Genomic DNA, 14,342 nt, shown 5'->3' on the forward strand with positions numbered 1-14,342 from the left:
TTTTATGCCGTGCGGCTGCTTCTGAGGTCTTTCAGCTTGATCAGCATGGCCAAAGTGCGCTCAAACTTGCGGTCTAGGTGGGTTTCGTAGCGGGAAAGCTTCTCCAGCTTGTAAGCTTGCAGCCCTTCGCCAATGGTTTGGTTCACGATGGCATCGTGGTGGCGGGCTTCTTTTTCTTGTTGGTAGCACAAGGGTGAAAGGTGCTCGCTGATGAAGCTGGCCAGGCCTTCAGCATTGGCGTTGTATTCTTCCTCTTCCACATGGCTTTCCCACCACTCCCGCGAGTCGGGCAGCAGTACACGCAGCGCTTTGTCATAGGCGCGGTCGCCCCCCTTGCGCAGAATAGCGCTGGCCTTGTTGGTGGCATCCAGGTCATGGCGGGCCGCGCGCTGGCTCTCGGTCACATCCTCCGGTTTTAAGTCCATCAGATCGCGGATGTCAGTGTTCTCACCAGATAGACCCATCTCGAACGGTGCCGCCGCCGGAATGACGGTCTTGGCACTGCGTGCTGATTCCTTCAGCCCCTTATTGATGGTGGCACCCTCGGCTTGCAGCACGCGTCGCTTGCGCCAGATCACGCTGGCCAGTTCCTCAATCAAATGCTGCTCGGTGGCGCCAGCAGGAAGGTGCTCGTCCATCAACGAATTGACCAGGCTTTCGTAGTCGGCATGGTTCTCGTGGCTGAGTACGGTGTAGCGGCTCAGGATGCCGTGCTTGAGCGCGTTGAAGCGGACGACTTCATAGGGTTGTGGGTGTGCGGCGGTCATTTCTTCAGCTTTTGCCGTGATATTCGTGTTCATCGTCGATTCCTTGTGATGTTGATGTGAGGTGAGCCGTGAATCCGCCACAGCGCTGAAGCTGCACCACCAGGTCGGCAGGCAGTTGCGCATCACGCGAGCGGATGGCGACACCAGCGGCCTGCCAGTTGCAGCAGCGCCATGACCCGGCTCTATGCCCGGCGAAGTGCTTGCACTCCAGGCAAACGCGGCGCTCGTCCTGATCTCGGTCACGCCGCACCAGCTTGTCGGCCAGCATTTCGCCATCTGTTCGGGGCAAGCCCTTGTCGGTGAACTTCTGCAGACGCACTGCAAACGTGTCGATCTCCGCGCCATTCATGGCCGAAGAGTGTGGCCAGCACCAGCGGTCGGGGTTTTCCATCAAAGCCATGGAAGAATCGCGTTTTTCCAATACGGCGGGGGAGGGCACTGCCGAAACTGACGAAAGTCGCTCTGGGCCGGCGGAAATGGCCACGCTGGGCACTGTCGAAACTGCCAAAAAACTTGAAACCACGGTTTCGTCAGTTTTGGCAGTGCTGTTCTGGCCCTTTTGTGAAATTGCCGTCTTTGCACGTTCAGCCCAGGTGATCATTTCGTCACCTTCTTGATTTGCGGATTGATGGTGTAGCGAATCGTCGGACGGCCCAACGGGTTGATGTCGTCCTGGCTTTGCACATGACCGTTTTCTTCCAGGATGGCCAGCACGGTTTCTGCCTGCATGGCCGTGGTGACACCAGACCACTGCTTGCGTACCATGTCGCGCACCGTGAACCCGTCGTTCAACTTGCCCTCAGATAATCGGCGGCTGACCATGCGGGCGGTGGTCACTTTGGCCGCCTCCACCAGCCCATAGATGCGCCGCGCATGGCCTGTCAGGTACTCGCACCACGCGGCTGCGCGCAGTGCGCTGGTGGCCGTCACTTGGCCGATGGAACCCTCGGCCAAGTGCAAGATAAGCGCGATAGAGCAGAACAGCTTTTCAAACTTGCCAAAGTGCTGCTGCATCAGCGGGTTTTGCTCATGGGCGATGTGTACGGTGTGCAGCTCAGTGCACCACTCTACGAAGATGTCCTGCGCCGCATCGTCAAAGCAGAAGTGCGGCAGCTTGACAAAGTCGTCATGCGGTGCGGCACCGTCTTGCACGGGGTCAAATACGGCCAGCCGGTCGAACAGATCACGCACCGCCTCGCGTGCGCCCTTGACCGGGTAGCGGTCGCGCCATTCCCAGGCAACGGCGTTGGGATACACCATGACCTGAAACCGCTGAATACGGCCATCGTTGTCCAGCGAATGGGCCATGCCCGCCAGATAACGCTCCAGCAATTCCGGCTGGATGCCGCCGAACACCGAGATGCACAGGTTTTTGATGTGCAGGCTGCCGCGCCCGATGCGGTCAATGTTGAAGCTGGCGGTACCGTTCCAGCCCTCCAGATAGAAAGCCTTATCGCCTTCTTTGCCTTCTTTTTCCCAAGACGCAAGCAGACCGATCAACTCGTCCCGATATACCAGTATTCCCTGCGGGTTATTCACCAGCAAGTCGCCGAGCTTTTCCACGGTGGAGTCGTTTGATTTGAAACGACGCTCTTTCGGCTCGTCGGGGGCTTGCAGGTCTTGCAGGTCAGCAATCGCGGCGTTCATTTTGAGGTGGTCGCCTTTACCGCCTGCGGCCTTCTTCATGCTGGCCTTGACAGCAGACTGGTGTGCCTCAAAAGCTGCGGTTTCTGCGGCATATATCTTCTTGGCATCCTCCAGTTTTTCAGCTTCATTGGCTTCCAGGCGGTCAAGAAAGCGGGTCACTGTGCCCAGGGCAGGCGACTTTTTGGATGACGGATCACCCACAATGCCGCCAAACAGATTTGGGGTCACGATCCAGTCATCTCTGCGCTTGGGCTTGATGCCGCAGCGTGCGCCGATGACCGAGCCCAGGCAGACGATCAGCGCCGCAGCGATGTAGTCCGGAGAACAGGGCATGCGGTCGGCTTCGTCCAGCACAAAGTCTGCCAGCGTTGCGGGCAGCAATGTCTTGGCGTCAAAGGCTGGCGCAAGGGGAAGGTCGGTTTTGATCTCCTTTGGCTCAGGCCATATGCCTAATTGGCCTGTAGCGCCCGTTTCATCTGCGCAAGAAGCTACTGAATTGATAGCGCAGCCAATGCACTCCTTTACCGCGTCTGCTCCCGCAAATAAATGCAGGTCATTGAAGTCGGTCATGTGGATCATGTTGTCGCTGCCTTAAACACGGGTACGGCAAGGGCCGCACCCGCTGATTGCGCCGCTGCAGTGGCCTTGCGCATGCCAGGGTTGCCAGGGGTCTGGTGGTCGTCATCCGCAGCGATGACGATTTTTTGGGTTGGGTACTTGGTGCGCAGTGCCACGGCGACCGCGTCAAGATTGCCTGCATTGAAGGCCACCGCGACGGCATGGCCGGTGCATTCATGGATGCTTGCGCCAGTGGCAAAGCCCTCGCATACGATCAACACGCCCTTGGGTTTGCCTATGCCGAAGTAGCAGCCTTTGACGCGGCCACCCGACATAAACATCTTGCTGCCGTCCGGCGCGATGGTTTGCAAGCTGTGCATCTCCCCCTCCGTGTCACGCATAGCAATCAACAGCTTGTCGCCTTCCATCTTTGCGCCGTGGGGCTGGATGCCTTTGCGCGCCAGGTAATCGTGGTGCGCACAGGGCTGGGCTGTTGTCCACCGTTTGAGCGCTTCGGCGGCTGCAAATTGTTGGCGCAGCGCCAGGTCGTCTGCACGCTGGCGCTGCATGGTCTTGATGCGCTCACGGTGCGCAAACCGTTCAGCTTCGGTCATTGACGTGTCCGCCTTGCTGCACCAATGGTGCGTCAGGCCCTCACGCCAATCGCCGAACACTCCTGCAGCGATGCCGTCGGTGTGCAGCATGTACCAGCCGTTTTTGTGGATGGGTTTACCGCTGGTGCTGAAACGATGGATTGCACCGTCGCCAATGATTTCAGTCGGTGGTGCCAGCCCAGTCGCCGCAATGGCCAGCTTGAATTGGTTCATCAGGTCGTTCATACGCAGGCTTTCGACGTAAGTCCCAACAGGATGGCAACTGCATAAGGTGCGGACTGAAGCAGCCAATAGGCGAGGGCCATAAATGCTTCTTCCATGGCTACAGCCCCCCAATTGCCGTCAGCGTTTTGCGCTTGGTGTGCAGCGCCTGCACCAGCTCACGGATTTCGACATCGGTCTTGCCGGAGATGCGGGCGGCGTTGAGCGAGTCGATTTCATTGGATGGCCAGCCTACGGCGCGTGGCCCCAGGCTGACGGGCTTGGTCCACAAGCCTTGCGCAATGCGCAGGTAAATGGTGGAGCGGGAGTAGCCAGATCGGGACTTGGCGGCCGGGATTCGCAGGATGGTGTGCGTCATATTGGGTCCTCTTTGACGGGTGTGGAACAAACTCAGACGCAAGTGTGGTTGGGCGTTTTGGGCGATAAAAGGCCATCCAGCTGCGTGCAGTGCGCAGCGTTTCAGAGGAGGATTTGCCTTGACGGCCTGGAACTCAACCGCCCCAAACGACGCGTTTCCAGAGGAGAAAACTGGGCGAAAACTTTCCGCCCAACTATTTCAAGGCGCAGTGCTCAATGGCCAAAAACATGCACTTGACGGAATATTCCATGGAGGCTATATTTGTCCATGACTTGGAATGTCGAATACACAGATGAATTTGGTGACTGGTGGGGCAGCCTGACCGAAGACGAGCAGGTGTCACTGGCCGCTTCGGTGCAGTTGCTGGAAGAGCGAGGGCCGTCACTGGGCCACCCCCACAGCAGCGGCATCAATGGCTCTAGGTACGGGCATATGCGTGAGCTGCGTACCCAGCATGGCGGTCGACCCTTTCGCACGCTGTACGCCTTCGATCCACGCCGCATGGCGATTCTTTTGATTGGTGGCGACAAGACGGGTGACAACCGTTGGTATGAGGTGAATGTGCCGGTTGCCGACCGCCTGTATGACCAGCACTTGGACCAACTTCGACGTGAAGGAGAGATAGATGGCTAAGAAATTTACACAGCTGCGTGCAGGCATGAGCCAGGCCGCACGCGAAAAATCTGACGGCATGGCCCGGCAGATGTTGGCTGAAATGCCGCTCAACGAGTTGCGCCAAGCCCGTGGCCTGTCTCAGAAAATGTTGGCCGAAGTGCTGCATGTGCAGCAGCCCTCGATTGCCAAGATTGAGAAGCGAACCGACATGTACCTGTCCACCCTGCGCAGCCACATTGAGGCCATGGGCGGCGAGCTGGATGTGATTGCGCGGTTTCCGGACGGGTCGGTCAGGATCAACAACTTTACCGACTTGGGCGCTGTCGCACCGCTCTGATTGCAGTTGACTGACGGGTGACACTCAGGGCAACATGTTCTTTTTGATAGTGCTGGCGTCGCGACCTTGAGCAACGCTGGTCTTGGCGATTTGCTGCGAATGCCAAACGTCTGATTTGTCGGGGTGATTGCGCTTCGATGCCCGATATGCCTTTTGCCATGCGGTGTACATGGCTTGGGTGTCGAACTTGCGAGCCTCTCGCTTGACGGTGCTGGGCGTGTAGCGCGGGTCTGCCGTGGTGGCGGTGTCCACCAGTTGCTGAACCATCACCGCGTTCAGCAAAAAGGCCCCATTGGCATAGCCAATGAAGTCGGCCAAAGGCAAAGCGTTACCACCAGCCACCAAAACCAATGCGCCTTTGGTTTGCAAGCAAAGCATCTGGCTGCGCTTCTTGCCGGTGGCAACACCTATTTCCCACACATCCGCATCGTTGGTTTGCTTGATGGCGCTGCGCATGCCAACGGCATTGACCACAAACCCGCACACGGCCTGCGTGCTGCACTGCCACTGTGTCAACCGGTCCAGCGGCACTGGCACCCGGTTGGTGTCGCTGCGCTTGTCGCAAACAATGAACGCAATCGGGCTGCGTGTGGTTGTGGGCAGGATTTCTACCGGCATGGCGCATTCACGCTCGCAGCCAGGGCACACGGCGCTGGTGCTTGCGCGCGCCTTGATGATCAGCTTTTGTGACTTCAATGCCACTACGACGTCGGGCGGCCATTGGCCCAAGTCGTAATCGCTGACCAGCACTGCATCCCCACGTCCTGCCGCCAGGCGATCCAGCAGATCAATGACAACAGTTACGGGCTTCATGCCCCAACGGTAGTGGGCGTGGGGGTGGCGGTGGTTGCGAGCTGTTCAGGCTCCTTAGGCTCAATGCCAGATGCCTCCAGCATGTCGCGCAGCTTCAGGTCAAGCTCGTCGTATTTCAGCGAACACGAATTGGGGTGACTGATGCGAAACGATACCGCCTTGGCGGGTTTGTCGCCATCGGCCACATACGCCGTCAAGTCCACTTGTGTGACGTTGTATTGGTTCAGCGGAACCGATTTGCCGATCTCATCCAGCAGGTCGTACACCGCATTCGCGTTGTGGGTTGCATCGGCCTCCACCGTCAGGCGGTCGCCTTGGGTAATGCGCGACGACAGGCGCAACTTTTTGACCAGCACCTTCTCAATGCCACTGCCTATAGTCGGTGTGAACTGGAAGCTTTTTTGGCCCAGTGGTCCCAGGTCATAAACGCGCTTGTCTTTGGGGTCGGGTGGCAGTTTTGACAGATTGAGAATGGCCGTGGCGAACATGGCTTGCAGTGGCTCCATGGCCTTGTTTGATCCACGGAAGTTCAAGTCCAGCGATCCCTCTTTTTGCGAGTACACAAACACCACCTCAAAGGCCGGGTTGTGCGGGCGCCTGTCAAATGTGCCGTCCACCCACTCCACACTCTGCTGTGAATAGTCTTCGGGGTAGGCAAAGAAATAATCCAGATCGCCCCGGCGAAAAGGCTCCACCACACAGTTTTTGCCGCGCCCCTCGGTGTGGTGAAAATAGGTGCGTATCTTGTCGGCCAGCGCCGTGATGCTGGCCGCATCCACCCTAGCGGCGACATGCGGCAGGTGCTTGCGCTTACGCCAATAAGACAGGGTGTCAGCGTGCCAGAAGCGGAAGGCCCCTTTCCAGAAAGCGTTGTGATCCAGATAGGTGACCAAGGCGCGCTCGTAATGGCTGGGCAGCACCGCGAGCTTTTCGACGAAGGCGGTGTGTGCGAAGAGGTCTTCTTGCAAGTGCCAAGCGGCTTCGTCCAGGATGGCCCGAAAACCTTTATCGCAACTCAGCTCAAAGACCTCCCGAAACTCTGTTTCCATGGCATTGCGATGCAGCTCAGCCACGGACAGCCATGCGTCGAACTGCTCATCCTGTTGGGCCTTGACCGTGGCAGAAAAGTCCAGCCCCTCACATCCCACTTTTCCATGGAAGTAGCGCGCAAGCAGTTCATTGGGCATCTGCCGAAAAAAGTCTCGGGTCGAGTAGTGACGGGCCATGTGTTCTCCCTGCTGATCAATGAACTCAATCTACGGCGAACTTTGCCGAACGGTCTTGTAACTTACTGTACATTGCAGTATATCTACAGCCAAACCGTCACTGGAATAGTCATGGCCACAGAGAAAACTACCACCTTGACCTTCCGTATCGAGCCCAACATCAAAGAAGCGCTGTGCATCGCCGCACACCGTGACCACCGATCCATTGCCAACATGGTTGCCGTGATGATTCGAGAGCACTGCGCGCGCGTAGGCATACTGATTCAGGACAAGCCAGCGCCATCGACATCGGTGGCTGTGAAACCAAAATCACGTAAATGACACGAGTCAGCCCAAAGTGAGACCCATGGAACTGCCTCCGTCCAATCCCTTTTTCGACCACCCGATCCTCAACTCTCCCTACACCTGCCCACAACAGCATTGGGAATTGGACGCTGACGGCCAGCCTACCCAGCAAGTGGTTGAAAGCCGCAGGCGTGCCGAATTCATTACGCCCATCCCCAAGCCGAAGAAACGCAAGAAGGCGGCTGCACAGGACGAGATGGTGTTTGACGAGGGCAAAGACCTGTCGACGGCCACCCAGCAGTACGACATCACCTCCATCATCAACCAGGTACGCCAGTCGGTGGACACCTGGCGCAGCCTGCCAAATCCGGCACAGTGGCAGGTGACGCCTGAGACGGCACGCCTGCTGCAACACTGGCGGCACCACAACTTCAGCGGCGTGCGCCCGTTCTTCTGCCAGGTCGAAGCCGCCGAAACCGCCATCTGGCTCACCGAAGTTGCGCCAAACACCAAAAACGGCAAGCTACTACTCGACCACCTGGCCAGTGCCAATAAAGACGCCAACCCCGAACTGATGCGCCTGGCCCTCAAGCTGGCCACGGGGGCCGGCAAAACCACCGTCATGGCCATGCTGATCGCCTGGCAGACCATCAATGCTGTGCGCCGCCCCACCAGCAAGCATTTCACCCGGGGTTTTCTGATCTGCGCACCCGGTCTCACCATCAAAGACCGCCTGCGCGTCTTGCAGCCGGGCGACCCCAACAGCTACTACAAAGACCGCGAGCTACTGCCCAGCGACATGCTCGATGACATGGGCAAGGCCAAGATCGTCATCACCAACTACCACGCCTTCAAGATGCGCGAGCGCATCGAACTGTCCAAGGGCGGTCGCCAGTTGCTGCAGGGCCGCACCGGCGATGCCCCGCTGACGCTGGAAACCGAAGGCCAGATGATCCAGCGTGTCATGCCCGACCTGATGGGCCTGAAAAACATCATGGTCATCAACGACGAGGCCCACCACTGCTACCGCGAAAAACCGACGCCTGACGATGAAGAAGCCCTCAAGGGCGATGAAAAGAAAGAGGCTGACAAGAACAGCGAGGCCGCCCGTCTGTGGATTTCAGGCATTGAAGCCGTCAACCGCAAGCTGGGCGTTGCCCGTGTCATGGATTTGTCCGCCACCCCGTTCTTTTTGAGCGGCTCGGGGTACGCCGAGGGCACCTTGTTCCCCTGGACCATGAGCGATTTCTCGCTGATGGATGCGATTGAATGCGGCATCGTCAAATTGCCCCGCGTGCCGGTGGCCGAGAACATCCCCGGCGAAGAACTGCCGGTGTTTCGCAACCTGTGGGAACACATCCGCAAAGACATGCCCAAAAAGGGCCGTGGCACCGGCGGAGAGCTGGACCCGCTCAAGCTGCCCCTGCGCCTGCAAACCGCGCTGCTGGCGCTCTACGGCCACTACGAAAAAACGCACAAACTGTGGGAAGAACGCGGCATCAAGGTGCCCCCGTGCTTCATCATCGTCTGCCAGAACACGGCAATCTCGAAGCTGGTTTATGACTTTGTCTCGGGCTTTCACCGCAAGAACGACGACGACACCACCACCCTGGAAAACGGCCGCCTCGCCCTGTTCCGCAACTTTGACGAGACCACTGGCAACCCGCTGCCGCGCCCCAACACCTTGCTGATCGACAGCGAACAACTCGAAGCCGGTGACGCGTTGGATGCCAGTTTTCGCGATATGGCCGCCGATGAAATTGAGCGCTTTCGGCGCGAGATCGTCGAACGCAGCCGCGATGTCCGTGCCGGCGACAACATCACCGACCAGGAGCTGCTGCGCGAGGTGATGAATACCGTGGGCAAGGAGGGACAACTCGGTGGCGGCATCCGCTGCGTCGTGTCGGTGTCCATGCTCACTGAAGGCTGGGACGCCAACACCGTCACCCATGTGCTGGGCATTCGCGCCTTTGGCACGCAGTTGCTGTGCGAGCAGGTGATTGGACGTGCGCTGCGCCGGCAGTCCTACGAGTTGAACGAGGATGGGCTAGACAAAGGTCTGTTCAGCGTCGAATACGCCGACGTATTTGGCATCCCCTTCAACTTCACCGCCAAGCCTGTTATTGCGCCGCCCCAACCGCCGCGCGATACCGTGCAGGTCAAAGCCATGCGCCCGGAGCGCGATGCGCTGGAAATCACCTTCCCCCGCGTGGAAGGCTACCGGGTCGAGCTGCCCGAAGAGCGCCTCAGCGCCAGCTTCAACGACGAATCCGTCCTAACCCTTGACCCTAAACAGGTCGGCCCGACGATCACCCACAGTGCAGGCATTATTGGTGCGGGGATCAATCTGACGGTCGAACACTTGGGTGATGTGCGCCCGTCCACGGTGCTGTTCAACCTGACCCAGCGCCTGCTGTACACCAAATGGCGTGACCCTGGTGAGGCACCCAAATTACACCTGTTTGGCCAGCTCAAGCGCATTGTCAAAGAATGGCTGGACGCGGTAGACGATGAAGGTAACCGCAAGTATTTGATCTGCAAAGGGAACACTTATCCCGCGCAACTGATGTACCAAGAGCTGGCCGACATGGCCTGCAACAAGATCACCGCAGCCATCACCCGCCAGTTTCTGGGCGAGCGCCCCATCAAGGCACTGCTCGATGCCTACAACCCCACCGGCTCCAGCGCCCATGTGCGCTTCAACACCAGCAAGACCGACCGCTGGGAAACCAGCTCCAAGCACTGCCAGCTCAACTGGGTGATTCTGGACAGCGACTGGGAGGCCGAATTCTGCCGCGTGGCCGAATCGCACCCCAAGGTGCTGGCCTACGTCAAAAACCACAACCTGGGGCTGGAGGTGCCTTACCGCTTTGGCTCCACCCTGCGCAAATACCTGCCCGACTTTGTCGTGCTTGTGGACGACGGCCACGGCCCGGTAGACCCGCTGCACCTGGTGGTCGAAATCAAAGGCTACCGGGGCGAAGATGCGATAGAGAAAAAATCAACCATGGACACCTACTGGGTGCCCGGCGTCAACCACCTGGGCAGCCATGGCCGCTGGGCGTTTGCCGAGTTCACCGAAGTGTTCCAGATCGAGGCCGACTTCAAGGCCACGGTGGATGCCAACTTCAACAAGCTGATAGAGGGGCTGAATCCATGAACACGATTTCCCCCAAGCCAGAGAGTCTGGCCAAACTCGTCTATCTGGTTCGTGGCGAGAAAGTGCTGTTTGATTCCGATCTGGCCGACCTGTACGGCGTTGAAGCCCGTGCTTTGAACCAGTCTGTTGCACGCAACCGCGCACGGTTCCCCGACGACTTCATGTTCCAGCTCACCACAGAGGAATGGGCAGTTATGCGGTCACAAATTGTGACCTCATCAGGTGCCAAGTCGTCCCCAACAGCGACGAACACACCGCCAGGGGCTGGTTTGACATCACAAATTGTGATGTCAAACGCCAGAGGGGGACGGCGCACATTACCCTACGCCTTCACCGAGCAAGGCGTCGCCATGCTGTCGAGCGTGTTGCGCTCCCAACGCGCGGTCGAGGTCAACATTGCCATCATGCGCACCTTTGTTCAGTTGCGCCGCCTGATGGATTCCAACCGCGACCTGGCGCGCCGCATTGAGGCCATGGAAACCCGCTACGACGAGCAGTTTTCGCAGGTCTTTGACGCCATCAAGCAACTCATCGCCGAAGACAAAACGCGCAAAGCCAAGCCGCCCATTGGTTTCCTTTGATCCGCATTGCTTCTGCCACCCACGCACACGAGATTTCCCATGGCCACACGCAGCACCAAGCCCCTCAGCACCAAACACGTCGAAACCCTCACCCACGACGAGGCCAAGCGCAAAAATATTCCATCGGTCGAGCAGCAGTCCATTGCTTCCCAAGAGCACATTGCCCCCAAGCAAATCCGCTACCCGCGCAACACCGACCTGGACCCACAACTGGTCTGGCGTGGCAAGGACGAGCAGGACTGGAGCGACCTGGTGGTCAACGCACCGCCGCTCTACATCCAGGAAAAAGTCCACCCCAAGGTGCTGATTGACGACCTACTGCGCACCACGCGCGAGCGCGAGCATGAGGCCGGGCAGGCCACCGCTGATTTGTTTTCAGACTTCAACGGCATCCCCAAGGGCGCGGACAAAACCGAGTTCTATCAGCACGACCAGAACTGGACCAACCGCATGATTCTGGGGGACAGCCTGCAGGTCATGGCGAGCCTGGCCGAGCGCGAGGGCTTGCGCGGCAAGGTGCAGTGCATTTATTTTGACCCGCCTTATGGCATCAAATTCAACAGCAATTTTCAGTGGAGCACCACCAGCCGGGATGTGAAGGACGGCAATGCCCAGCACATCACCCGAGAGCCGGAACAGGTCAAGGCGTTTCGCGACACCTGGCGCGACGGCATCCATTCGTACCTGACCTATTTGCGTGATCGGCTGACCGTGGCGCGGGATTTGCTGACGGACTCGGGGTCGATTTTTGTGCAGATTGGGGATGAGAACGTGCACCGGGTCAGGGCGGTGATGGATGAGGTGTTTGGGGATGAAAACCGCATTAACCAAATTTCGTTCCTCAAGACCAGCAGCAGCACCTCGGGTCACTTGGGCAACGTCTGCGACTATTTGCTTTGGTACGGAAAGAGCAAAAATTCTTTAAAATTTCGAGAGCCTTTCTACGCCAAGGAACTTGGTGGGGGCGCTTTCGAGGCGTACAACAAGGTGCGGTATCCAGATGGCTCGGTCACATTGCTGGCGGAATTGTCTGAATCCGAGCGAGTGAATGCGGACATCATTCGTTACGACAACATCACATCTCAGAGTATCGGACGCGACAAAGGTGAAGGGGCTGCATCCTGGTTCCCTGTAAGGATCAATGGCCGCGAGATTCTGCCAAACCAGAAAGTTCGCTGGAAAACGAATCAGCAGGGAATGAACCGGCTGCAAAAGGCGGGACGTTTGAACGCCTCAAAAAACAGTCTCAGTTACGTTCGTCGCTTGCAGGACTTCATTGCAGCCAGCTTCCATCACATTTGGACGGACACAGTAATTTCGGGGTCATCACTGGAAAAAAACTACGTAGTTGAAACGCTACCGCTGGTCGTTCAGCGCTGCATCCTTATGGCCACCGATCCCGGTGACCTTGTTTTGGATCCCACCTGCGGCAGCGGCACCACCGCCACGGTCGCCGAGCAATGGGGCCGCCGCTGGATCACCATCGACACCTCGCGCGTGGCACTCGCTTTGGCGCGTGCCCGCATCATGGGCGCACGCTATCCCTTTTACCTGCTGGCCGATTCGCGTGAGGGCCAGATCAAAGAGGCCGAGGTTACCCGCACAGCACCCAGCAGCCAGCCGGTGCAAGGCAACATCCGCCACGGCTTTGTCTATGAGCGCGTGCCGCACATCACCCTCAAATCCATCGCCAACAACGCCGAGATCGACGTCATCTGGGACAAATGGCAGGCCACGCTGGAGCCGCTGCGCCAACAGCTCAACGCTGCACTGGGCCAAAACTGGCAGGAATGGGAGATTCCCCGCGAGCTGCCGCCCTCCGCCGTATCCACTGCCACCGCTGAAGAAATCAAAAATGATAGCTGCTTGCGCACGTCGAATAAGGGCTTGGAGGCTAAAACACTCTTAAATGACTGGTGGCAGGCCCGCATTGCCCGCCAGCAAGAGATTGACGCCTCCATCGCTGCCAAGGCCGAGTTTGAGTACCTGTACGACAAGCCCTATGCCAACAACAAGGCCGTGCGCGTGGCGGGGCCCTTCACGGTCGAATCCCTCAGCCCGCACCGCATGTTGGGCGTGGACGAAGACGACGAACTGATCGACAGCCTGAGCGACAACGTTGCCGACTACAAGGCCCGCCAGTCCTTCCCGCAGATGATTTTGGACAACCTCAAAACCGCCGGCGTGCAGCAGGCGCACAAGGCCGACCGCATCACCTTCACCTCGCTCACGCCTTGGCCGGGCGAAGGCGCAGTGTGTGCCGAGGGCCGTTATCTGGAGGGGTATGTGGAGAAGCGCGCCGGCATCTTTATTGGCCCCGAGTTCGGCACCGTGCAGCGCAGCGACTTGGTGGAAGCCGCCCGCGAGTGTGGCGATGCCGGCTTTGACGTGCTGATTGCCTGCGCCTTTAACTACGAGGCGCACGCGACAGAGTTCAGCAAGCTTGGCCGCATCCCCGTGCTCAAGGCCCGTATGAATGCCGACCTGCACATGGCCGAAGACCTGAAGAACACCGGCAAGGGCAACCTGTTCGTGATCTTTGGTGAGCCAGACATTACCTTGCTGCCCCAGGCCAATGGCCAGATGTGCATCAAGGTCAACGGTGTGGACGTGTTCAAACCGCAGACCGGCGAAGTGGTCAGCGACGGTGCCGACGGCATTGCCTGCTGGTTCATAGACACCGACTACAACGAAGAAAGCTTCTTCGTGCGCCACGCCTACTTTCTGGGGGCCAACGACCCCTACAGTGCCCTCAAGACCACGCTCAAGGCCGAGATTGACAAAGAAGCCTGGGACACGCTCAACAGCGACACCTCGCGCCCGTTCGACAAGCCGAAGTCCGGGCGCATTGCCGTGAAGGTGATCAATCACCTGGGTGATGAGGTGATGAAGGTGTTTAGGGTGGGGTGAAAAATGGCATTTGATCTTCACAAATTGGTCCGAGCAGCTGAATTCAGCGTGTCACTTGGCTCGCTGGGACTTGTTCGATGCAAGTCCCTCACTAGCAGTCTCATCTCGGAGGCGCGGCGACGCCTCAAAGCTCCAGATACCGAGGGTAAGGAGTTAGTGACCTTGCCCCCAGAAAACGTATCCCTTGCTGAGTGGTTCAATTCAGACAAGGAAAACGAAAATGACAAAGACATCAAGGGCCAAGTACAC

Annotated in this window: 14 protein-coding genes; 7 read left to right on the plus strand and 7 right to left on the minus strand. The window is 58.3% G+C overall.

What is annotated here, in order from left to right:
• Positions 1–2: 2 nt before the first annotated feature.
• From RCH06_RS14850 to RCH06_RS14870, 5 genes are all read right to left on the minus strand, one after another.
• Positions 3–800: a hypothetical protein gene (locus RCH06_RS14850; RefSeq protein ID WP_327082237.1), complete on the minus strand. Its 798-nt coding sequence runs from the start codon at positions 798–800 to the stop codon at positions 3–5.
• Positions 772–1,368, minus strand: a complete 597-nt coding sequence (locus tag RCH06_RS14855) for a hypothetical protein (RefSeq protein ID WP_327082238.1) — start codon at positions 1,366–1,368, stop codon at positions 772–774. Before RCH06_RS14855 ends, RCH06_RS14850 begins: the two co-directional genes overlap by 29 nt.
• The gene (locus tag RCH06_RS14860) at positions 1,365–2,747 is read right to left on the minus strand and encodes a YfjI family protein (protein ID WP_327082239.1); all 1,383 of its coding nucleotides are present in this window, start codon (positions 2,745–2,747) and stop codon (positions 1,365–1,367) included. The genes RCH06_RS14855 and RCH06_RS14860 overlap by 4 nt, the downstream gene beginning before the upstream one ends.
• A 242-nt stretch (positions 2,748–2,989) precedes the next feature.
• The gene (locus RCH06_RS14865) at positions 2,990–3,799 is read right to left on the minus strand and encodes a toprim domain-containing protein (protein ID WP_327082240.1); all 810 of its coding nucleotides are present in this window, start codon (positions 3,797–3,799) and stop codon (positions 2,990–2,992) included.
• Positions 3,800–3,908: 109 nt separating this feature from the next.
• Positions 3,909–4,166 carry a helix-turn-helix transcriptional regulator gene (locus RCH06_RS14870; RefSeq protein WP_327082241.1) on the minus strand — a complete coding sequence of 86 codons (258 nt, stop codon included), beginning with the start codon at positions 4,164–4,166 and terminating at the stop codon, positions 3,909–3,911.
• A gap of 267 nt (positions 4,167–4,433) precedes the next feature.
• On the opposite strand from RCH06_RS14870, the gene RCH06_RS14875 reads away from it, so the two are divergent.
• Both RCH06_RS14875 and RCH06_RS14880 read left to right on the plus strand, forming a co-directional pair.
• Positions 4,434–4,799 carry a type II toxin-antitoxin system RelE/ParE family toxin gene (locus RCH06_RS14875; protein ID WP_327082252.1) on the plus strand — a complete coding sequence of 122 codons (366 nt, stop codon included), beginning with the start codon at positions 4,434–4,436 and terminating at the stop codon, positions 4,797–4,799.
• Positions 4,792–5,118: an XRE family transcriptional regulator gene (locus RCH06_RS14880; protein WP_327082242.1), complete on the plus strand. Its 327-nt coding sequence runs from the start codon at positions 4,792–4,794 to the stop codon at positions 5,116–5,118. Before RCH06_RS14875 ends, RCH06_RS14880 begins: the two co-directional genes overlap by 8 nt.
• Positions 5,119–5,142: 24 nt before the next feature.
• Here the strand turns inward: RCH06_RS14880 and RCH06_RS14885 are convergent, their stop codons facing one another.
• Both RCH06_RS14885 and RCH06_RS14890 read right to left on the minus strand, forming a co-directional pair.
• Positions 5,143–5,931 carry a hypothetical protein gene (locus RCH06_RS14885; protein WP_327082243.1) on the minus strand — a complete coding sequence of 263 codons (789 nt, stop codon included), beginning with the start codon at positions 5,929–5,931 and terminating at the stop codon, positions 5,143–5,145.
• Positions 5,928–7,157, minus strand: a complete 1,230-nt coding sequence (locus tag RCH06_RS14890; RefSeq protein WP_327082244.1) for a hypothetical protein — start codon at positions 7,155–7,157, stop codon at positions 5,928–5,930. The genes RCH06_RS14885 and RCH06_RS14890 overlap by 4 nt, the downstream gene beginning before the upstream one ends.
• A 111-nt stretch (positions 7,158–7,268) precedes the next feature.
• On the opposite strand from RCH06_RS14890, the gene RCH06_RS14895 reads away from it, so the two are divergent.
• From RCH06_RS14895 to RCH06_RS14915, 5 genes are all read left to right on the plus strand, one after another.
• Complete coding sequence (locus RCH06_RS14895; protein WP_327082245.1) at positions 7,269–7,478, plus strand: hypothetical protein; 210 nt, start codon at positions 7,269–7,271, stop codon at positions 7,476–7,478.
• A gap of 25 nt (positions 7,479–7,503) precedes the next feature.
• Positions 7,504–10,602: a BPTD_3080 family restriction endonuclease gene (locus tag RCH06_RS14900; protein ID WP_442799696.1), complete on the plus strand. Its 3,099-nt coding sequence runs from the start codon at positions 7,504–7,506 to the stop codon at positions 10,600–10,602.
• Positions 10,599–11,183 carry an ORF6N domain-containing protein gene (locus RCH06_RS14905; protein WP_327082246.1) on the plus strand — a complete coding sequence of 195 codons (585 nt, stop codon included), beginning with the start codon at positions 10,599–10,601 and terminating at the stop codon, positions 11,181–11,183. The genes RCH06_RS14900 and RCH06_RS14905 overlap by 4 nt, the downstream gene beginning before the upstream one ends.
• A 39-nt stretch (positions 11,184–11,222) precedes the next feature.
• Positions 11,223–14,093, plus strand: coding sequence for a site-specific DNA-methyltransferase (locus RCH06_RS14910; RefSeq protein ID WP_327082247.1), 2,871 nt, complete (start codon positions 11,223–11,225; stop codon positions 14,091–14,093).
• Positions 14,094–14,096: 3 nt separating this feature from the next.
• Positions 14,097–14,342, plus strand: a 246-nt coding sequence (locus RCH06_RS14915; RefSeq protein ID WP_327082248.1) for a hypothetical protein, incomplete at its 3' end; no start/stop codon positions are given.

The sequence above is a fragment of the Polaromonas sp. CG_9.5 genome, assembly GCF_035984465.1.
GTDB lineage: Bacteria > Pseudomonadota > Gammaproteobacteria > Burkholderiales > Burkholderiaceae_C > Polaromonas.